The sequence below is a fragment of the Corynebacterium singulare genome, assembly GCF_000833575.1.
GTDB lineage: Bacteria > Actinomycetota > Actinomycetes > Mycobacteriales > Mycobacteriaceae > Corynebacterium > Corynebacterium singulare.
Genome location: NZ_CP010827.1, coordinates 1261607 through 1280924, shown reverse-complemented (window position 1 = coordinate 1280924; position 19318 = coordinate 1261607). Strand labels below are relative to the sequence as shown.

The following is a 19318-nucleotide window of genomic DNA, read 5'->3' as shown; positions in this document are numbered from 1 at the left end:
GTGCGCAACCGGCTAGCCCAACACCGTGATGGCATGGGTAATGAGAATTTTGGCAATCATCGCCGCTGGATACACCATGGCATAGCCCAACGCCACGCGCTGATCCGTGTTCGTGCGGTTATTGACAAAAGCCAGGACAGCAGGCTGCGTTTGCGCGCCCGCCAAGGCACCAGCGGTCTTTGTAGCACCAACATGGAGGAACCAACGGAGGACGAAGGCATACCCCGCCGCCACAATGGTGGTCACGATGGCTCCGAGGAGGAGAATTTTCCACCACGAGCCGCCGGTAAACGCACTCGCAATCTCACTTCCGGCATTAGTGCCGGCCTGGGCAAGGAACAGCAGGAGGCCCAGTTCAGCCAAGATGGTATTCGCCGAATGCGGCAAAGCAGTCACTGTGTTTCCAATACGGCCAATTCGGGCCATGATGAGGGCCACGATGAGCACGCCCGCCGCTGCACCCAGGTTGAAGGATGAGCCACCGGGAATCGGAATGTCGATGTGCCCCAAGAATATGCCCAAGGCCAGGCCCAACCCGAGGGACACAGGGTTAATATCGGTCAACCCCTGGGAAGAGTCACCGAGGAACTTTGAGATGTCACGTAACGCGTCTTTAGGGCCGACCACTCGCACGCGGTCACCCAGCTCCACGATGTGCTCCGGGATAGCCACTTGGTCATTATCAGCGCGACGAACTCGAGAAATTCGGGCTCCCCATCCATCTGCGAGCTGGTTGTTGAGCTCCGCAATTGTCTGGCCCGCCAGGTTATGTTCCGAAATCGTAATGCGGCGGAAATCCAGGTCATGGCGATCATCATTAAGAATCTGCGGCGATTCACGCCCCGCATACTCAATGATGTTGTCGAGGACCTCCGGTGCTCCCACCAGCGTCACCACATCTCCTGGATGCAGGACGTCAAAGTATTTTGGGATGACGATGTCATTGCTGCCCACGCGGCGCAGGCGGGTAACCTGAACTTCCCCATTACCGAAGTCTGCGAGCTCAGCAATCGAGGTCTCGCGCTGCAACTGCATGTGTTGGCGCGTGACAGGAGACAAGGTGTCGTCGTCATTGCCGGCGTCCCGAAGCACCAGCACCGTCGCCGCCAACATCCCGATGACACCAAAAAGGTACGCTACGGCATAACCCACCGTGGCTGCGCTTGGATCGCCCGTGGCTTCGGACGCCGCTGCCAGCGCCGGGGTGTTAGTCACAGCACCAGCGAATGCACCGGCAATGGTTGCAGTCGACAGATCAAAGACATATGTACCCAAGCCCCATGCAGCGATCGCGGCAATGATGAATACCGCGATCATGGAGAGGACTGGGCCCGTCGCGGTCTTAAGAGACTTAAAAAAGGACACACCAGAGTTGTTGCCGATGCCAAACGCAAACAGCACCAAGCCAAACATGCCCAGGATGGGAGGAACCGAGGCCTCTACCCCGACTGCAGCGGCTGCCGCCGAGAAGGCGATGCCCAGAAAAAGCACAGCAGCCGCGCCGAGACTGATGCCGCGGGTTTTAATACCGCCGAGGGCCATTCCTACACCGATGAGCAGGAATACCAAGAGGACTGGTTGCTCAGCAAAGTACGCTAAAACGCTCGTCATCACTACCTTTTACGTGTGGTTAGGACCGGGGTTTAACCAAACAGGGCCTGCGCGTTGGCGTAGCGCTTCTCCGGAACCACCTTGAGCTGGCCGACGGCCTCTTCCAGCGGAACGAGGTCGATGTTTTCGCCATGCAGGGCTACGCACATGCCCGACTCACCGTTGTGGGCTGCACGCGCTGCATGGGTGCCGTAGCGGGTAGCGAGGACACGGTCATAGGCGGTCGGGGTACCACCGCGCTGAATGTGGCCGAGGACCGTCGTGCGCACGTCGTAGCCGGTGCGCTTCTTAATCTCGTCACCGATAACCTGGCCGATTCCGTTGAAGGTCTTGTGTCCAAACTGATCCACCCCGCCCTCTTCAAAGTCCATGGTGCCTTCCTTCGGCAGCGCGCCCTCAGCCACACAGACGATGCCATACTTCTCACCCATCTGGAAACGGCGCTCCATGGCCTTGGTGATATCCGCGATGTCGAAAGGAACCTCGGGGATCACGGTGTAGTGCGCACCGCCGGCCATACCTGCGTGCAATGCAATCCAGCCCACGTGGCGGCCCATGACCTCAACGATGAGGATGCGGTTGTGTGATTCCGCGGTGGTGTGAAGGCGGTCGATCGCGTCGGTGGCCACAGATACTGCGGTATCGAATCCGAAGGTGTAGTCCGTGGCATTGACGTCATTATCAATCGTCTTCGGTACGCCAACTACAGGGATGCCGTTGTCCGAGAGCCACTTCGCGCCTTTGAGGGTGCCTTCGCCGCCAATGGCGATAAGAGCGTCTACCTCTGCATCGGCCATGTTGGCCTTGATGGTATCTAGGCCTGCTTTGAACTTGTCTGGGTGCAGGCGACCAGTACCGAGAATGGTTCCGCCGCGCAAAAGAATGCGGTCGATTTCAGCATCGTCGTAAAGGTCCCGGCGGCGATCCTCCATAAGACCAACCCAACCGTCCTCGTAGCCGACGACCGTATCGCCAAACTCGTTGGATGCGGTACGAACGACCGCGCGGATAACAGCATTCAGACCGGGGCAATCACCACCGGATGTCAGTACAGCAAGACGCATGGTTTCCAATCTACTCGCTTCCCTATAGGTGTGCAGTTTCGGGGACTACATGCAGGGTGTCGCGGAAGAAGAGCGACGCGCCCCATCCCACAGCCAGCACGGCGATAATGACAACCATGGAGTTCGCCACCCCGGCCACTTGCATGACGGCAGAAACCGCAGCCACACCACTAACCGAGCCCACCTGCCGCGAGGTGTTGTAGACACCTGACGCCGCACCCATGAGCTGCGGCTCAATGTCCCGCATCGACGTGGCGGCATTCGAGCCCCAAATGAAGGACTGCCCAGCGCCCAGCGCAGCACACGGCACACTCAGCCACCACGCCGCCACACCCGAGTGCATCAGAAACCACATCCCTATAAACGTCGCGATAAGGACGCCGAAACCAGTTGCTGCAAGCCGCCGCGGGTCGAGCTTGTCCGCAAGAATTCCCGCCAAGGGTGAAACACACAAGGAGACCAGCGCCATCGGTGTGACAATGAGTCCGGCATCCCGGGCCGAAAGTCCCTGCGTTCCCTGCAGCCACATCATGATGGGAATCATCATCGAAGCAGCCATGAATCCCATCGCCACAATCGCCACTGACCCGGCCGAATAATTGCGATCAGCAAAAAGCTCCAAGGGAACAAGCGGCTCACGACTACGCTGCTGCAATGCGATGAAGACACCAACTCCTGCTATGCCTACCACGAGAAGTGCCCAGATCCACCATGGCCACCCCGTCTCCGGCCCCTGCTGTACGGCGAAGACAAGACAGCTCAGCGCAACAAACGACGCCGCCACGGAGACATAATCAATCTTCCTCCCAGTCGTTGGCAACGCAGGCACCCACGCACCAGCCAGCACAATTGCTACGACCACAAAGGGAATATGGACCCAGAACACGGCCTGCCAGCCAAAACTGGCCACCACAAAGCCGCCCAATAGCGGACCCGCCAGCGACGCTACCGAGCCAACAATGCCCCACACGCCAAGGGCACGACCACGTCGCTCACGGGCAAAGACCCTATTAATCACCGCCATTGTCTGGGGCATCTGAATCGAGGCGCCGAAGCCCTGCACAGCACGTGCCGCAATGAGAAACTCCACGCTGGGTGCTAACGCACACAGCAGCGCACCCACACCAAACAGCCCTACGCCCAGCTGAAACATCTTCTTTTGCCCATAGATATCCCCGAGCCTGCCGGTAAACAAGAGCGGTACGACGACCGCCAACAGATAGATGGCTGAAACCCACAGGACGTGGTTCACGTTGGCATCGAATGCGCGAAGAATTTCAGGTAGCGCAACGGCAATCATCGTCTGATCCAGCAAGGAAATGAAGAATCCCAGGGACAGCGCGGCCATGGCCCGCCAGGCCTGACGTTCAGGTGGAAGCGCAATGGGTTGATTCATGCAGCGAAGTCTAGCCACCGCTTCGGACACGGGCCTACACTGGGCGGCATGGGAATGATTGATATTAAGAAACCACAGGACGTATCCACTGCCACCACCGTGACTCTCGGCCTTATCGGCGGTTGGGTAACCGCGAAAGAAACCGGCATCCGCCCTCTCGGCGGCGTCATCCTCGCCGCCGCTGGCGTGTGGGCGGGTCGCAGCTGGTGGGCTAAGACAAACCCCGCCACTACCGCCGGCCTGTCTGCGCTCTACGCAGGCGCTTTTGGCCTCTCCCACCCACTTGCTAAGAAAATCGGTGCCTGGCCCTCGGTCCTCGCCGTTACTGCCGCCAGTGCCGGTGCCGTCTACGCGCTTTCCGACGCCCAGTAAGAGCGCCAGGTAGAAACGCCAGGCAAAAATCCTGCAAATCTGCATAAATAAAACGCCCTACGTGCGCCGGAAAGGGGTAAGCGCGCGAAGGGCGTTTTATTTTGTCTCTCTCACAGTGTGATCCGCACCCAGCAGATGCAATCACTAAGTTCACTCTAACCCACGACTATGCAAATGTAAAGCCTTAAGCAATTTTATTTTTCAAAGACCGCATTTTCCCTGTTCTTGACGTATATTTACTTCCTGAGAATATATAAACACTAACCCGCCAGATCGTAAAGGCCGCATCGCCTCCCCGACGGCCTTCACGCCCGGGTTGGGCTACGGCACCCGCTTTGACTTGACTGCAGTGCCGCACTTACTCCCCCAGCGCACGTGAGGACCGCACAACGGGCTCCTGCACGAATAACTCGATTTACGCTAGGAACGAGCGGCTTTTTCGATTTTTGCTAAAGCAACCACCAAATGCATAAGGAGCCTTTTCGTGTCTAACTCATTTTGGTACTACTACGAGAAGCAGCCGTACGGAGCGTGGGATCTGAAACGTCGACAAGGATTTTTCCGGGCGTAATAGCTGCAACGCTAGCACTATGACCTAGCACAAAGAAGCCGGCAGCCTCTCATTTCTGTAAGAGACCGCCGGCTTCTTGCGTGTTACGGCATAGCGCCCGGATGCAGAGAGGACAGAGCGTATTACTCGCGGCCTGCTTCGTAAGCGGCGCCTACCTTGTAGAGGCGGTCGTCTTGGAAGGCGGGGGCCATGATCTGGAGGCCAGTCGGCAGGTTGGTGTCGGAGGCCAGGCCAGACGGCACCGACATGCCGCACAGACCGGCGAGGTTGAGCGGCAAGGTGCACAGGTCGAAGTTGTACATCGCCATCGGATCCTCAACCTTCTCCCCCAGCTTGAAGGCCGTGGTCGGGGTCGTCGGGGACACCAGGACGTCGGCCTGTTCGAAGGCGCGAGCAAAGTCCTGGGCAATGAGGGTACGCACGCGCTGTGCTTGGAGGTAGTAGGCGTCGTAGTAACCAACGGACAGTGCGTAGGTACCCAGCATGATGCGGCGCTTGACCTCAGGACCGAAGCCAGCGGCACGGGACAGGGACATGACCTCTTCCGCGGAGTGGGTGCCGTCGTCGCCGACACGCTGGCCGTAGCGCATGCCGTCAAAACGGGCCAGGTTGGAAGAGACCTCACACGGCATGATCAGGTAGTACGCAGCCAAGGCGTCATCGAAGTGCGGACAGTCAACCTCAACAATCTCGGCCCCCTGGGACTTCAGCTGCTCAACGGCGGCGTGGTAGGCCTCCATGACGCCGGCCTGCCAGCCATCGCGCTCGAACTGCTTGATGAGTCCGACCTTGACGCCGGACAGGTCACCGTTTGCGCCTTCCTTTGCGGCCTCGACGACCGGTGCGACCGGCTTATCCACAGAGGTCGCGTCAAAGGAATCATGGCCGGCAATAATCTCGTGCAGGAGCGCGGTATCCAGGACTGTGCGGGCGGTCGGGCCAGCCTGGTCCAGGGAGCTCGCGGCAGCGATGAGGCCATAGCGAGAGACGGTGCCGTAGGTTGGCTTGACGCCAACGGTATTGGTCAGAGCGGCGGGCTGACGAATAGATCCGCCCGTGTCGGTACCGATACCCAGTGGAGCCTGGCCGGAAGCAAGGGCTGCAGCAGTGCCGCCGCCGGAGCCACCCGGGGTGCGCTCAGTGTCGTAGGGGTTATGAACCGGACCGAAGGCGGAGTTCTCGTTGGAGGAACCCATGGCGAACTCGTCGAGGTTCGTCTTACCAAGGATGGGGATACCAGCCTCACGCAGCTTCTTCACCAAAGTTGCGTCGTAAGGCGAGACCCAACCCTCGAGCATCTTGGAGGCAGCGGTCGTCGGAGCGTCCGTCGTCACGAGCAGGTCCTTGAGCGCCAGCGGCACGCCAGCCAACGCCGAGGCGGGTTCCTCACCAGCATCGAGAGACTTATCGACGGCGTCGGCAGCCGCAAGTGCCTCCTCAGCGCCCACGTGCAAGAAGGCGTTGAGCTCGCCATCGGTCTCCGCGATGCGGTCCAAGAAAGCCTGGGTAACTTCACGGGAGGTGAGCTCGCGGGAATGGGTCTTCTGAGCCAACTCGGCGGCGGTCAGAGCGGTAAGGCCCTCAGCGGGCGCGATGAATTGTGCCATGTTTATTCGTCTCCTCCACCCAGAATCTGCGGAACCATGAAGCGGTCATCCTCGGACGCCGGGGCCTGATCCAAGGCCTGCTCGGCGGTGAGCGTGCGGACGATGACATCCTCACGCATCGGCGCGACCACGGAGTGCGGGTGCGACATCGGCTCCACGCCCTCTGCATCGACCTTGCCCACCGCGGACACAGAGTCCACAATCTCATCAATCTGAGTGGCGAACTGCTGCAGTTCTTCCTCGCTCAGGGCCAGTCGCGACAGCTTTGCCAGGTGCGCGACTTCGTCACGCGAAATATCAGACACGCGAACTCCATCCTTATTATTCATCGAGACGGTTACTAGCTAAGCCCCCATGGTACTGCACGCCTTGTGCGCCGCCACCACCACTCCTCCCTGTGTAAAGCATGGCACCCATTGAATAGTATTCGCCCGGTTGTGTACCATAGGTCACGTTAGGTAAACCTATTAATCCCGCCTCACAGAGCCGTCCTTAGGAAAAGAAATGTCGTACCTCGTCCGTGTCCTTCTCCCCGACACCCCTGGCAGCCTCGGCTTCTTAGCCAATGCTTTAGGAGAAATCGAGGCCGATATTCGCTCTGTGGACATCGTGGAAAACTTCCCCGACGGAACCGTCATGGATGACATCGTGCTGGACCTGCCTAAAACCACCATGGCAGATGAGATAATTACCGCAGCACAAACGGTCGACGGCGTGGAGATTGATTCGATTCGCCCGTTTAGTGGACGCGTGGATCGTCGTGGACAGATTCACCTACTAGCCAAAGTGGCATCCCGCCGCAGCGTAACCGCCGCCATGGAAGAGGTCTGCGCCGCCATCCCGAAGGCGTTGACCTCAAACTGGGCAATCGTCATCACTAATGACGATCCCATCAAGCGCATTGCATCCTCCGATGCCGCGCCTGCCGATGACGGCACGATCCCCACCGATCTCAATATCACGTCCGCCCGTGTACTCACCCCGGAGAAAGACACCTGGATTCCGGAGTCCTGGGCACTTCTCGATTCGGCACTGGCTGCCGCTCCCCTCGTGGGTACCAAGTACGTCGTCGTGATGGGCCGCGTCGGCGGGCCAGACTACCTGGCATCGGAGGTTGAGCATCTCGGTGACCTGGGAGCCATTTTGGGGGCTTTCCTCACCTAGGATTCTGCCAGCAGGCGATTCAATCCAGCGGCGACGTCGGGTACAACATGGTCAACGTCGCCGCTGATCTCTGCGGAGGGAAAGCTAAAGGATTCAGTGGCAATGGCATGCATGGAGAGGTCGTTGAAGCTGTCGCCGAAGGTGTAGAGGGGAACGTCGACAAGCCCCAAGCGTTTCCTCAGACGCATCAAGCCTTCGCCTTTATTGTGGCCAGGCGGCATGATGTCATAGAAATCGCAGTTGAAGGATGATTCCACATCACAATTCGCGCTCACCCACTCATCGACCTCGCGGCGCAGCGCCAAGTCACCAGGAATCCACAGGGACATGAGCACGGTGTCGCGCTTGACGACGTCCCCCAGCTCCACCGACTGCGCCCCTGCCACCATCGAAGACTCCCTGCCTGCAAGCCCGTCCCACACAATCTGATCGACTCCAGTCAAGCCTGTGGTGTAGATATTGAGCTTCTCACCCGTGAATCGTTCCGCAATAGCCCGAACGGTTTCGGTAGGCAGATGCTCTTCGTGCAGCACGGTGAAATCACCATCGGTGATCACTGTGCCGTTGTACAGCACGTGATAGTCCATCTCCACGCCACAGGGCTCAAGAGTAGTGCGCGCGTTCGAGATGGACTTGCCTGTTGCGGAAACCGCAAGGTTTCCGGCGGCACGCCACGAGCTAATGGCCTGCTTCACGGAATCACTGATGGTCTCGTTGACATAAACAGTGCCGTCCATGTCCAAGGCTGCAATCTTCATGATGAATAGCGTAGTAGCCCATCCACGGCCGACTCGACAACCACGTCGCAGGCTTCCTGGATAGCGGGATGTGCCCAGGGGAAGGTTAGGGAGACGTCGGCAAGCGCATGCATGGGCAGGTCGTTATAGCCGTCACCCAACGTGACAACCTGGACATCCCCGCGAGCCAAGGAGAGGTGATCCAACAGCCACGTCAAGGCAAAGCCCTTGTCGTGGCCTGGCGGGGTGATGTCGAAGAAGTTCTGATTCATCGCGGTCCCAACATCGAAACGGGAGGTGACCCACTCCGCAATCTCGCGTTGAAGTTCCTGATTATCCGGAGTCCAGGCGGCAACAAGTGGGAAGACTTCCTCTTCGATGACTTTCGGAGCAACCGCAACTGGGTCCGTGATGATTGGATTATGCACGCCTGCGAGGTTGCGGACGAGGTAGCCATCTGGCCCCTTGATCCGTGTGCAGTAGAGATCAAGCCCGGAGGTGTCGTGCACGCGGTCATATACGGCGCGAACTGCCTGTGGCGGAACGTGACTTTCATAGAGGATGCGCTGCTCGCCATCGAGGATCACCGTGCCATTGCACAAGAGGTAATAATCAAATTCGATGTCAAAGGGCTGAAGAGCGCGACGCATGGCGTACGGGGATTTACCTGTGGCCACGACGGCAAGATTGCCCGCGGCACGCCACCTAGCAATGGCTGCGGGGACATCCGCAGGCATATGCCCATCAAAAAAGATGGTGCCATCAAGGTCACAGGCGGCTAGCTTCATGCCTCGCCCGTTTCCAGAAGACGCTGGAATCCCGCTTCATCAAGGATGGTGAGCCCCAGGTCACGGGCTTTTTGTTCCTTGGATCCAGCGTTCTCGCCCACAACAACATAGTTGGTCTTCTTAGATACCGAGCCAGAAGCCTTGCCACCACGGGTAATGATGGCCTCCTTGGCGGAATCACGCGTGAATTTTTCGAGCGTGCCGGTGACCACCACGGTGAGACCCTCTAGGGTTTGTTCCGGTTTATCGCTGATTTCATCAGCCATGGTCACACCCGCTGCAGTCCACTTCTCGACGATGTTGTCGTGCCAGTCCACTTCGAACCAGGCTTTAAAGGATTCCGCGATGATTCCGCCCACGCCATCGGTATCGGCGAGCTCCTCGACGGAAGCCTTGCGCAGCGCCTCCATCGAGCCAAAGCGAGTCGCCAACGCACGAGCCGCGATGGGACCCACATGGCGAATGGACAAGGCCACGAGCACGCGCCAGAAATCAGTCTCGCGGGCGGTCTTAAGGTTCTCCAGCAGCTTCTTGCCAGAGGCATTGAGGTTACCGCTCTTCGTCGTGTACATCGAAGACTTCAGCAGTGCTTCCTCATCAAGGTCAAAGAGATCCGCTTCATCTTTAAGCACGCCGGAGGCGATAAGGTCTGCCGCAGCCTTCTCCCCTAACTCGCCTATGTCAAGCGCCTTGCGGGATGCCAGATACTCGAGGCGGGCAGAAAGCTGAGCCGGGCAGCTGCGAGTGTTCGGGCACCGCCAGTCCTGGTCACCTTCCTTCTGCGGAGCCAGCTTCGTGCCGCAGGCCGGGCAGTTCTCTGGGAAAACCCACTCGGTCTCGCTACCATCACGCTTGTCCAGCACCGGGCCGAGGACCTCCGGAATAATTTCGCCAGCCTTGCGGATGATGATGGTATCCCCGATGAGGACGTTCTTGTTCTTGACCTCGAACTGGTTGTGCAGGGTAGCCATAGACACGGTTGAACCGGACACAAACACCGGCTCCATAATGGCAAAGGGCGTCACACGTCCCGTGCGGCCAACGCCTACCTCAATGTTGAGCAGCTTGGTGGTCACTTCTTCCGGCGGGTACTTGTACGCAATAGCCCACCGTGGTGCCCTAGAGGTTGCTCCCAGCGCGCGTTGGCTGGCCAAGTCATCAACCTTGACCACAAGACCATCCATTTCAAAATATGCATCATGGCGGTGCTCAGCCCAGTGTGCAACCTGCTCCTGGACTTCCTTGGCGCTGGTCACGCGCTTGGTGTACGGCGAGACGGGGAATCCCCACGCTTCTAGTGCCAGGTAAGCATCGTGTTGCGAGGAAGGTTCAAAACCTTCGCGCGCACCGATACCGTGGCACACCATATGAAGGCGGCGCTTTTTCACGTCCTCCGGGTTCTTCATGCGCAAACCGCCTGCGGCCGCGTTGCGCGGGTTGGCAAACGTGGGTTTGCCATCTTCACGGCGTGCGGAGTTAATCTCCTCAAACTCATCCGGGCGCATGTACACCTCGCCGCGAACCTCCACCACGGAGGGCACCGGATACTCTTCGGTGCCGGTCAGCTCGTGTGGAATATCAGGAATGACGCGCGCATTGGCAGTGATGTCCTCGCCGACACGGCCATCGCCTCGCGTAGCGGCCGAGGCAAGCTTGCCATCGCGGTACACCAAGTCAATGGACAGCCCGTCGATCTTCAGCTCGGTGAGGTAGGACTCCGCCGGCGTACGGTCGAGCCAGTCCTGCAGCTCATCCGCACTGAAGACATTGTCCAAGCTGTACAAGCGCTCAAGGTGCTCGATGTCTACAGCACCCTCCGGGGCTGCGCCTACCTGCTGGGTAGGCGAATCAGGAGTCTGCAGCTCCGGGTGCTCTGCTTCCAGTGCCAGCAAACGCTGGAAAAGCGCGTCAAAGTCCGCGTCCGGAATCGACGGCTCGCCGTTGTAGTACAGCTCGCGGTGCTTACGCACTTCCTGGGCAAGCTCGGACCATTCGCGTTGGATATCTACTGCATCACTCACGGTTAACCAGTGTAGCGGGGCAGCTGGACGTGAGACGTGACCTGCCCAAACATCCTATTTACGCCACAGATATGACATCGGAAGCGCACATAATTTTTCACCTAGGGGCTGCACGTGAGGAATAGGTGCGACAACAAATCCTCCGCGGAATCGCGAACCTAATTTTTCTCTCAGTGTGCGCACATGCCGAACCTGCCCTGCTTTCACGGTTGCCCCGGATTTGACCTCGAGTGCGGCGATGGAGTTGTCAGCGAATTCGATGACAATATCCACTTCCATCCCTGTACTATCACGCCAATGAAAAAGCCGATGCTCGCTTTCTGCCCACCCTTGCTGGGCAGAAAGCTCTTGGAGTACAAACCCTTCCACCAGATGCCCGAAGTGGGACTGGGCCAGAGGGTCCATAAGTATGTCTCGAGTTTGCCCCGCTAGCCATGAAGCCAAACCGGAATCAGTGACCCAGCTTTTAGGCTTGGAAATTTCCCTCGACGTCAGATTCGATTTCCACGCTTTCACATGTGAGGAAAGAAATAACCTTGACAAAGTATCAAGGTACGAGCGGACAGTGGATACTGGGATTTCCGCTTCACGCGCAAGCTTTGCCGGAACCAACTCCCCTGCCTGATGCGCTGCAAGTAAACGCAATAATGATTGCAGCCTTCCCGGCTGTGCGCTTTCCCGGGAAAGCGTTTCCTCAACCACAGTCACATGCGATACATACGAATCGAACCAGGCTCGGCGCATCCGATCGGGTAGTTCAAGCGCTACTGGGTAACCCCCCTTGAGCACCTTGTCAACGAGGCTAGCCCGGTCTACGTATTCCTCAGGAGTAGAACGCGCAGGTAAACCGATAAGATCATCAATCCTATCTACAAAGGCCCCGTCGCTTACTGTTTCGCAGATTTCTTGCTGGCTCAGTGGATGCAGATGGAGATCGATGATTCTTCCCGCTAGCGAATCCTTCCTTCCTATCCCCCGAGCAAAGTCAGATGAACCAGTAATGACAAAGCGACCTGGCCGGCGGTCTCTATCGACCTCAGCCTTCAACGGCAGGGTGAGTTCCGGAAGCCGCTGAATCTCATCAATAATCAACGTTCCATTGCCACCCTGCTGGACAAAGGTCATCGGATCTTCTTCTGCCAATGAAAAAGCTGCGGGGTCATCCAGCGTTACATACACAGCACGCTCAAGACCGAGATGCCGTGTCAGCGTCGATTTTCCCACTTGCCGTGCTCCCGTGACGTGCACAACGGGAGAAAAAGACAACGCCTCTCGCGCAAACCCTTCCATACCTCGCCTAATATAGCGCTCCATAAAACAGTATTTTACCTGCAGTTGGTCATTCTGCAAGACTTCATCCGTCATTCTGCAGGAGTCCATTCGTCATTCTGCAAAACCTTGTCCGTCATTCTGCAGCACTTCCACAGTGCATGTCCGAGCCGGGCGCTAGAGTGTTGTCCATGAACTTCGACGCCACCCGCATGCTCTCCTTCGATCTGGAGACCACCTCCGTGAACCCTAAAGAAGCCCGCATCGTCACCTCTGCCCTGGTGCGCATCGACGGGCGCGAGGTGGACAAGCGCGAGATGCTCGCTGACCCAGGCGTGGAAATCCCTGAAGAGGCCGCCAAGGTTCACGGCATCACCACGGAGAAGGCTCGTGCGGAGGGCCGACCACATGAGGATGTGCTCAAAGAAACGGTCGATGCCATATACCAGGCCTGGGACGATGGTCTGACCCTCATTGTCTATAACGCCGCCTACGACCTATCCGTGCTACGCGCGTTGACCGGGGACTTCACGGTGAACGGCCCGGTGTTCGATCCTTTCGTCATCGACCGCGTCAAAGACAAATGGCGCAAGGGCAAGCGCACCTTGGGAGATGTGTCCGCACACTACGGCGTGGAGCTAAGCAACGCGCATGAGGCAACTGCCGACGCCCTCGCGGCCGCCCGCGTGGCCTGGAAGCAGGTGCGTCAGCACTTCCCTGAGCTAGCGCAGATGGATACCAACGAACTCATGGAGTTCCAGGCTGTGGAGTGGTACAAGGACCGCGAATCCTTCAAGAAATACCTGGAGGGCCGTGGGCGGGACGCCTCGAATGTCTCCACCGCGTGGCCGATGATTTCATAATCAACGCATCACCACTCTTGTCAGATTTCTAGAATTATGGAATTCTAGAAAACATGGAAACAACAGTCGAAGCACGCCTCGCCGAGCTTGAAGCGCGCGTCGCCGCGCTTGAGGGACGCGTCAGCGCTGAACACACCGACCCCACTTCACCAACCTCCACCCAACCAACCACAGAGGATTCGACCTACTGGCTCGTTGACGCCCTTACGCCCAACGAACAGCTTCCCGACGGCTCCGTCATCTTCGGCGGCAACATTAACGTGGGCAAGCGCGCCTATGCCTACCAATGGCAACGCCCCACCAACTTTGTCAGCGACGAGGCTTGGACAGAGAATCTTGAGCGCCTTTCCGCCCTTGCTCACCCCGTCCGCGGCGAGATCCTTCGCCGCCTGCTCGCCGCACCTGCGACGGCCGCCGAGCTTGTCGAAGAAAACATCGTCTCCTCCACCGGCACCGCCTATCACCACTTGAGTGCACTCACCCACGCCGGTTGGACCACCAAGTCTGGCGGCGAATATTCCATCCGCCCTCCCCGCGTCATTCCCCTGCTCACCATCATCACTGCAAGTGAGGACCACTAATGAATAACCGTGTCGCATCCAAGATTGCCCTAGCTATCATCACCATCATTGTTGTTGCCGCCGTCCTCCTCGTTGTAGGGCCACAAAGAATTGCTCTGGCACAAGACAAAACTGGCGACGAAGCCCTAGCAACCCAGCTGGAAAATCACTCCGAATCCGGTTTCCACAACCTCACCGCCTTCACGCTTCACGACGGCCAAGCCACCTTCGCGGGACTGGGCAGCGACGAGCACACAGAGGTCGAAATCGGGTCCGTGACCAAGATGTTCACCGGCGAACTGGCCCGCCAGCTCGTCGACGAAGGAAAATTGAAACCTGATACCACTGTGGGCGAGGTCCTCGATGTCGGCGATGCGCCCGTCGCTGACGTCACCGTGAGAGAGCTGCTCGACCACACCTCTGGACTACCCCGGCTGGCAAGCGCGAACCTCCTCAGCAGTCTCGCCTCGGGTGTCACCGGTTCGAACCCCTATGAAGGCGAGACCGTAGAGGACATCATGGCTGCCGCCACGAAGGCCGAGCTGAAGAACCGCGGCGAAGAATCCTATTCCAATCTTGGCTATGGGCTCCTTGGCCACGTGGTGGAGACCGTTGCCGGGCAGCCTTATGAGCAGATGCTCAAAGAACGAATCTTCGAGCCTGCAGAAATGACCGAAACCTACCTCATGACGCCGGGCTCCGTGCCCGACGACGCCCCACAGGGACTTACCAACACCGGCCGCCACGCCGAGCCTTGGGAGGAGGACGGCTCCGCGCCCGCGGGTGCTATCCGCTCCACGGCGAGTGACATGGCCAAGTTCGCCGAGTGGTTTATGGATAACGGCGATACAGAGTACGGCTGGGTTCCTAACGAAGACGGCCCAGGTGTCTGGCACAACGGCGGCACCTATGGCTATTCCACAATGCTCATCATCGATCCGGACACCAAACGCGCTACTTTCGCCAACAACGATTCACCCGCCGGCACCGAAGACCTAGCCCAAGCACTGTTCAACGAGCTCGCATCTTAAGGAGAAACCGTGTCCCTCACCATCAGCATGATTGTTATCATTGCCGCTCTTTTATGGTCCGCCTGGAAGGCATTCACCACCTCAGGAAAGACGGTCTACCGCGCTATTTCTGTAGCGATAACTGCCCTCGTCCTAGTCCTTATCGGATATACCCTACCCTGGAATACAGACCTCCATTTCGCCTGGTGGTATGGCCTCATCGCCGCATGCGCTCTGTACGCCGGCGCAGTAGCTTGGCGAGCCGCAGAATCGAAGCCCAAAAGCGCAATCTAAGTCCTTCCGCAAACTGACGTTATGACTGCTCCCTCTCACCGCACGGTCCGCATCCATAACGTCGCCCCCACCGTAATTGCCCCCCTTCAAAAGCGCGCTGGCGGCACGAACCATCGTCGGACCCTGAAGTGTCCCCGCTGCAAACGGGAATCGAGTCAAGGCTGCGGATGAGGTAGATAAGTTTGTTCGAGCCTTCCCAGTTCAAGATGATGAGGTCATCGAGTTTTGTCCCGTTCGGGTCATTGTTTGGGGCCTGAAAACGGATCTCGCGTACTAAGCCAGGCTCGTGCGCAAGTTGAATCTCGAGCTGGCGACGCTGCTTTCGCAACTTTGCCGGAATCTCTGCCATCTCTGCTACTTCCACTGCCTCTTGAGCAGCGCAGACAGCTGCACCGCTATCCGGAACTTGACTAGTTCAGCGATCGCTGTATAGTTCAGCACATGCTGACCATTGCTTCTCGTCTTGACGTGATGAACCGCCTGGGTCGTGCACTGGCCGACCCCACTCGATCCCGGATCATCTTGACCCTGCTCGACCATCCCGCGTACCCGGCGGAACTATCCCGAGATCTGGACCTGACACGCTCGAACGTGTCCAACCACCTGGCATGCTTGCGCGATTGTGGGATTGTCGTCTCCGAGCCCGAGGGGCGTCGGACGCGATACGAGATCGCCGATCCGCACCTGGCGCAGGCGCTGACCACATTGGTCGATGCCACCTTGGCAGTAGACGAAGACGCCCGGTGCATCGATCCCGCCTGCTCGCTTCCCGGGTGCTACGCAGCTGGGGAGGACGCATGATCCTCACCTCGGTCTTGCAGGCGATAGGCCTGTTCGCAGCTACCAACATCGACGACATCATCGTGCTCTCCCTCTTCTTCGCGCGAGGGGCAGGCCAGCGCGGCACTACCGCCCGCATTCTGGCCGGCCAGTACCTCGGATTCGCGGGCATCCTCGGTGCCGCGGTTCTGGTGACCATGGGCGCCGGAGCATTCCTGCCCTCGACAGCCATCCCGTACTTCGGTCTCATCCCTCTGGGCCTCGGCCTCTGGGCCGCATGGCAGGCCTGGCGCGGAGACGATGACGACGATGACGACGAGGCCAAGGTTGCCGGCAAGAAGGTAGGCGTGGGGACAGTCGCAGGCGTCACCTTTGCCAACGGTGGCGACAACATCGGCGTCTACACCCCTGTATTCCTCAGCGTGGAACCTCTCGCAGTAGTCGCCTACTGTGTTATCTTCCTCGCGCTCGTCGCGGTCCTAGTGGCCCTGGCAAAGTTCGTCGCCACCCGACCCCCGATCGCGGAAGTGCTCGAACGCTGGGAGCACATCCTTTTCCCCATCGTTCTCATCGGCCTCGGCATCGCGATCCTCGTCAGCGGTGGAGCCTTCGGGCTATGACGTAGCGGTAGCGTTCCAAACGGCCCCGACTGGGCGCACCCTTCTCGGTTCAAACCCCAACAACTACCCGCAGCCAGTCCTGCGTGATCGCAGCAAAAGACCGCTATGGAGCGCTACAAGACCCCCACCCAGCGAACGAAGCCACCACCGGCTGGTCCTCAACAACGAGGACGAAGCCCGTGGCCTAGAGGTCGTGGGCGAGTGCCGAAATTAGGCCTAAAACGGCGTTGAGACCAAGAAAAAATGACCCCTCCAAACGAAGGGAGTGGGTCATTTTTTCGTCGCGGCCAATTTTTTGGCTGGCAGGAGGTTTCGTAAAAAGATTGAGGTGGTTTCGTGAAAGCCCCCAAACGAGGCGCCTTGGCCAACAACGATTCCCTCACCGGCACCGAAGACCTAGCCCAAGCACTATTCGACGGTCTCGCGCTCTAAGGAGAAACCGTGGTCCTCACTATCAGCATGATCGTTATCATTGTTTCTCTTCTAGGGTCCGCATGGAAAGCAATCGTTGTCCCCAAAAAGACTAGCTCACGCGTTATTTCCGCGCTGATGAATACCCTCACCGTCGCCGTTATCGGACTTGCCCTGCCCTGGTACGACAGCCTCCACTACTTCTGGTGGTACGGCCTCGTCGCCACATGCGCTCTGTGCGCCGGCGCGGTGGCTTGGCAGGCCGGCGCGCCAAAGACTTACGAAGACTAGCCATAGTGCATGCACAGTGCATGCACTATTATGACGGGTATGACAAACCCAAAAGCCATCAATGTTCAGATCCGTGATGTCGATGCTGACGTCGTCAACATTCTTAAAAAGCGCGCCGACAGTAAGGGCATTTCCCTCTCTAGCTACCTGCGAGAGACCCTTGAGAAGATCGCTTCACGCCCATCCCTGGAAGAGAAGCTGGAAGAACTCTCGCAGCGCGAACCCATTGAACTCAAGAAGGACTTTGACGTGGTGGCCGCAATACGTGAAGCACGAGACGCTTCATGACACTGTTAGTCATCGATGCCTCCGCAGCGATCGAGTTTCTCTTGAAACGAGATGCGCTTCAACGACTTAGCACTGCTTACCCCGCGTTCGATTTTATTACCCCGAGTCACATGCCCTTGGAATGCCTCACCGTGTTGAAAAGATTGGAGCGGACAGAAGCAATCGACAGCGCTACGGCAAGCCTTCTTGCCAACGATGTCATGGACTTGAACATTGAATTGATAAGCGTAGGCGACATCGCCAACCATGTGTGGAGCCGTCGACACACCTTCTCCATCTATGATTCAGCCTATGTAGCAGTGTCCAACATCTTCGAAGCCCCTCTTGTCAGTCGAGACACTCACCTCATGGCTGCGTGGCCCAACTCGATTGACTTGGACAGCTTGCCTTAAACGCCAAAAGTCTCCAAAATCTCCGTCTTTTAAAAAGTCTCCCAAATCTCCCAATGCGCTAGGATGCAATTATGTCCCCGCACGAGAATCCTTTCCGCCCCACGTTCGGCGTGCCCCCACTGTTTTGGGTTGGCCGCACGGCAGTGCTCGATACCTTTCGGGCTGCCCTTGACTCGCAGCCGGGAACACCCGGCCGCTCGCTTATCATCAGCGGCGCCCGCGGTATTGGCAAGACGGTGCTCCTGAACGAACTCGAAGATATCGCCTCGAGCCGCGGATGGATTACGTTGCGCGCCTCCGGACGCAGCTCCATGGTGGAAGAACTCGTGGATACCACCATCCCGCGCATCATGGACAAGCTCGCCCCGGCAGACAAGCACAAGGTCAACCGCGTCGGTGTTGGCGGTCTGGCAACCATCGGCATTCAGCACAACACCGAAGAGGCCTATAAACCCACGCTCAACACTCGCCTGCGCGAGCTTTTAGCACTACTCAAAGGCACAGGCGTACTGCTCACCATCGACGAGGTCCAGGACGCGGACGCAGATGACCTCACCTCCCTGGCCGTGACCTACCAGGACCTCGTGCGCGATGAGCTCGACGTTGCCATCGTGGCCGCTGGTCTGCCGCAGGGCGTTAACCGTCTGCTGGACTTGCCTGGCGTGACCTTTCTACGCCGCGCCCAGAAGTTTGTTCTGGGTCCGCTCTCTCCTGCTAATGCCACCGCGGCCTTCACGGAGACTGCCGCGCACTCGGGGCTCGAATTCACTGATGATGCAGTGGCCGCCGCCGTGCGCCTTTCCCGCGGCTACCCCTACCTGGTGCAGCTCGTCGGTTCATTGGCCTGGGGCAGCGCGCAGCGTGGAGGTGGAAGCAGCATCGAGGAACGCGACGTCACGGCAGTATCAGCCGAGGCTATCTCGGTTCTAGGCGCCCAGGTCCATCAGCCGGCCACCCTGGCGCTCCCGCCCGCGCAGCGGCTCTTCCTCGAAGCGATGAGCGCGGTCATGGAGGATGGCACGGCGGAAATCAAGAACATCGCCGCGCACCAGGATCGGACGGTGCGCTCTCTATCGGCTACGCGCCAGAGGCTTATCGACGCCGACCTCATCGAACCCACCGCCCACGGCCAGCTTCAGTTCGTCATCCCGTATATGGAGGCCTACTTCACCTCTACCGACAGCCTGGGACGAGTCGACTAGAAGCTGG

21 protein-coding genes are annotated in these 19318 nt (G+C 58.5%); 12 read left to right on the top strand and 9 right to left on the bottom strand.

The features are described from left to right. Positions 1-12: 12 nt before the first annotated feature. From CSING_RS05925 to CSING_RS05915, 3 genes are read right to left on the bottom strand one after another with little or no spacing between them, the layout of a single operon-like run. Positions 13-1611 (bottom strand): aspartate:alanine exchanger family transporter, encoded by a 1599-nt coding sequence (locus tag CSING_RS05925; protein ID WP_042530571.1) that lies wholly within the window; start codon positions 1609-1611, stop codon positions 13-15. Between the two features lie 32 nt (positions 1612-1643). After that, complete coding sequence (locus CSING_RS05920) at positions 1644-2675, bottom strand: ATP-dependent 6-phosphofructokinase (RefSeq protein ID WP_042533211.1); 1032 nt, start codon at positions 2673-2675, stop codon at positions 1644-1646. A 22-nt stretch (positions 2676-2697) separates the two neighbouring features. Next, positions 2698-4071 (bottom strand): MFS transporter, encoded by a 1374-nt coding sequence (locus tag CSING_RS05915; protein ID WP_042530569.1) that lies wholly within the window; start codon positions 4069-4071, stop codon positions 2698-2700. Between the two features lie 48 nt (positions 4072-4119). Here CSING_RS05915 and CSING_RS05910 point away from each other — a divergent pair, with 48 nt between their 5' ends. Further along, on the top strand, positions 4120-4443 hold the full coding sequence (locus CSING_RS05910) for a hypothetical protein (protein WP_042530567.1): 324 nt from the start codon (positions 4120-4122) through the stop codon (positions 4441-4443). 693 nt (positions 4444-5136) lie between these two features. Here CSING_RS05910 and gatA read toward each other — a convergent pair. Together gatA and gatC are read right to left on the bottom strand one after the other, a co-directional pair. After that, complete coding sequence (gene gatA, locus CSING_RS05905; protein WP_042530565.1) at positions 5137-6621, bottom strand: Asp-tRNA(Asn)/Glu-tRNA(Gln) amidotransferase subunit GatA; 1485 nt, start codon at positions 6619-6621, stop codon at positions 5137-5139. A 2-nt stretch (positions 6622-6623) separates the two neighbouring features. Then, entirely contained in the window at positions 6624-6926 is a 303-nt protein-coding gene (gatC, locus tag CSING_RS05900) for an Asp-tRNA(Asn)/Glu-tRNA(Gln) amidotransferase subunit GatC (RefSeq protein WP_042530563.1), read from the bottom strand. Positions 6927-7125: 199 nt separating this feature from the next. Here gatC and CSING_RS05895 point away from each other — a divergent pair, with 199 nt between their 5' ends. Continuing rightward, complete coding sequence (locus tag CSING_RS05895) at positions 7126-7785, top strand: ACT domain-containing protein (protein WP_042530561.1); 660 nt, start codon at positions 7126-7128, stop codon at positions 7783-7785. On the opposite strand, the gene CSING_RS05890 is transcribed toward CSING_RS05895, so the two are convergent. The 4 genes from CSING_RS05890 to CSING_RS05875 are packed head-to-tail and all read right to left on the bottom strand — an operon-like array spanning position 7782 to position 12696. Further along, on the bottom strand, positions 7782-8543 hold the full coding sequence (locus CSING_RS05890; protein WP_042530559.1) for an HAD family hydrolase: 762 nt from the start codon (positions 8541-8543) through the stop codon (positions 7782-7784). The genes CSING_RS05895 and CSING_RS05890 overlap by 4 nt on opposite strands. Further along, on the bottom strand, positions 8540-9310 hold the full coding sequence (locus tag CSING_RS05885; RefSeq protein ID WP_042530556.1) for an HAD family hydrolase: 771 nt from the start codon (positions 9308-9310) through the stop codon (positions 8540-8542). Before CSING_RS05885 ends, CSING_RS05890 begins: the two co-directional genes overlap by 4 nt. Continuing rightward, positions 9307-11331, bottom strand: a complete 2025-nt coding sequence (ligA, locus tag CSING_RS05880) for an NAD-dependent DNA ligase LigA (RefSeq protein WP_042530554.1) — start codon at positions 11329-11331, stop codon at positions 9307-9309. The genes CSING_RS05885 and ligA overlap by 4 nt, the downstream gene beginning before the upstream one ends. Before the next feature lie 54 nt (positions 11332-11385). Continuing rightward, complete coding sequence (locus CSING_RS05875; protein WP_158407799.1) at positions 11386-12696, bottom strand: ATP-binding protein; 1311 nt, start codon at positions 12694-12696, stop codon at positions 11386-11388. A gap of 95 nt (positions 12697-12791) precedes the next feature. Between CSING_RS05875 and CSING_RS05870 the strand changes: the two genes are divergently transcribed. The 10 genes from CSING_RS05870 to CSING_RS05820 all read left to right on the top strand — a co-directional run bounded on the left by CSING_RS05870 (position 12792) and on the right by CSING_RS05820 (position 19311). Then, a complete protein-coding gene (locus CSING_RS05870; RefSeq protein WP_042530552.1) occupies positions 12792-13463 on the top strand; it encodes a 3'-5' exonuclease in 672 nt (223 codons plus the stop codon). 53 nt (positions 13464-13516) lie between these two features. Then, positions 13517-14044 carry an ArsR/SmtB family transcription factor gene (locus CSING_RS05865; RefSeq protein ID WP_042530550.1) on the top strand — a complete coding sequence of 176 codons (528 nt, stop codon included), beginning with the start codon at positions 13517-13519 and terminating at the stop codon, positions 14042-14044. Beyond that, complete coding sequence (locus CSING_RS05860; RefSeq protein ID WP_042530548.1) at positions 14044-15054, top strand: serine hydrolase domain-containing protein; 1011 nt, start codon at positions 14044-14046, stop codon at positions 15052-15054. Before CSING_RS05865 ends, CSING_RS05860 begins: the two co-directional genes overlap by 1 nt. Before the next feature lie 9 nt (positions 15055-15063). After that, the gene (locus tag CSING_RS05855) at positions 15064-15327 is read left to right on the top strand and encodes a hypothetical protein (RefSeq protein WP_042530546.1); all 264 of its coding nucleotides are present in this window, start codon (positions 15064-15066) and stop codon (positions 15325-15327) included. 441 nt (positions 15328-15768) lie between these two features. After that, positions 15769-16128 (top strand): Cd(II)/Pb(II)-sensing metalloregulatory transcriptional regulator CmtR, encoded by a 360-nt coding sequence (cmtR, locus tag CSING_RS05845; protein ID WP_042530541.1) that lies wholly within the window; start codon positions 15769-15771, stop codon positions 16126-16128. Further along, positions 16125-16727: a cadmium resistance transporter gene (locus CSING_RS05840; protein WP_042530539.1), complete on the top strand. Its 603-nt coding sequence runs from the start codon at positions 16125-16127 to the stop codon at positions 16725-16727. Before cmtR ends, CSING_RS05840 begins: the two co-directional genes overlap by 4 nt. A gap of 441 nt (positions 16728-17168) precedes the next feature. Beyond that, positions 17169-17429, top strand: a complete 261-nt coding sequence (locus CSING_RS05835) for a hypothetical protein (protein WP_042530536.1) — start codon at positions 17169-17171, stop codon at positions 17427-17429. A gap of 39 nt (positions 17430-17468) precedes the next feature. Beyond that, positions 17469-17717: a FitA-like ribbon-helix-helix domain-containing protein gene (locus CSING_RS05830; protein ID WP_236684053.1), complete on the top strand. Its 249-nt coding sequence runs from the start codon at positions 17469-17471 to the stop codon at positions 17715-17717. Further along, positions 17714-18109, top strand: a complete 396-nt coding sequence (locus tag CSING_RS05825; RefSeq protein WP_042530532.1) for a type II toxin-antitoxin system VapC family toxin — start codon at positions 17714-17716, stop codon at positions 18107-18109. Before CSING_RS05830 ends, CSING_RS05825 begins: the two co-directional genes overlap by 4 nt. 71 nt (positions 18110-18180) lie before the next feature. Next, positions 18181-19311 carry an ATP-binding protein gene (locus tag CSING_RS05820; RefSeq protein WP_042530530.1) on the top strand — a complete coding sequence of 377 codons (1131 nt, stop codon included), beginning with the start codon at positions 18181-18183 and terminating at the stop codon, positions 19309-19311. Positions 19312-19318: the final 7 nt, after the last annotated feature.

What these genes read in the sequence shown, in the direction of transcription:
- CSING_RS05925 (WP_042530571.1), bottom strand. Translation starts at nt 1,611, where the DNA reads ATGACGAGCGTTTTAGCGTACTTTGCTGAGCAACCAGTCCTCTTGGTA.
- CSING_RS05920 (WP_042533211.1), bottom strand. Translation starts at nt 2,675, where the DNA reads ATGCGTCTTGCTGTACTGACATCCGGTGGTGATTGCCCCGGTCTGAAT.
- CSING_RS05915 (WP_042530569.1), bottom strand. Translation starts at nt 4,071, where the DNA reads ATGAATCAACCCATTGCGCTTCCACCTGAACGTCAGGCCTGGCGGGCC.
- CSING_RS05910 (WP_042530567.1), top strand. Translation starts at nt 4,120, where the DNA reads ATGGGAATGATTGATATTAAGAAACCACAGGACGTATCCACTGCCACC.
- gatA (WP_042530565.1), bottom strand. Translation starts at nt 6,621, where the DNA reads ATGGCACAATTCATCGCGCCCGCTGAGGGCCTTACCGCTCTGACCGCC.
- CSING_RS05895 (WP_042530561.1), top strand. Translation starts at nt 7,126, where the DNA reads ATGTCGTACCTCGTCCGTGTCCTTCTCCCCGACACCCCTGGCAGCCTC.
- CSING_RS05890 (WP_042530559.1), bottom strand. Translation starts at nt 8,543, where the DNA reads ATGAAGATTGCAGCCTTGGACATGGACGGCACTGTTTATGTCAACGAG.
- CSING_RS05885 (WP_042530556.1), bottom strand. Translation starts at nt 9,310, where the DNA reads ATGAAGCTAGCCGCCTGTGACCTTGATGGCACCATCTTTTTTGATGGG.
- CSING_RS05875 (WP_158407799.1), bottom strand. Translation starts at nt 12,696, where the DNA reads ATGACGGATGAAGTCTTGCAGAATGACCAACTGCAGGTAAAATACTGT.
- CSING_RS05870 (WP_042530552.1), top strand. Translation starts at nt 12,792, where the DNA reads ATGAACTTCGACGCCACCCGCATGCTCTCCTTCGATCTGGAGACCACC.
- CSING_RS05865 (WP_042530550.1), top strand. Translation starts at nt 13,517, where the DNA reads ATGGAAACAACAGTCGAAGCACGCCTCGCCGAGCTTGAAGCGCGCGTC.
- CSING_RS05860 (WP_042530548.1), top strand. Translation starts at nt 14,044, where the DNA reads ATGAATAACCGTGTCGCATCCAAGATTGCCCTAGCTATCATCACCATC.
- cmtR (WP_042530541.1), top strand. Translation starts at nt 15,769, where the DNA reads ATGCTGACCATTGCTTCTCGTCTTGACGTGATGAACCGCCTGGGTCGT.
- CSING_RS05840 (WP_042530539.1), top strand. Translation starts at nt 16,125, where the DNA reads ATGATCCTCACCTCGGTCTTGCAGGCGATAGGCCTGTTCGCAGCTACC.
- CSING_RS05830 (WP_236684053.1), top strand. Translation starts at nt 17,469, where the DNA reads ATGACAAACCCAAAAGCCATCAATGTTCAGATCCGTGATGTCGATGCT.
- CSING_RS05825 (WP_042530532.1), top strand. Translation starts at nt 17,714, where the DNA reads ATGACACTGTTAGTCATCGATGCCTCCGCAGCGATCGAGTTTCTCTTG.
- CSING_RS05820 (WP_042530530.1), top strand. Translation starts at nt 18,181, where the DNA reads ATGTCCCCGCACGAGAATCCTTTCCGCCCCACGTTCGGCGTGCCCCCA.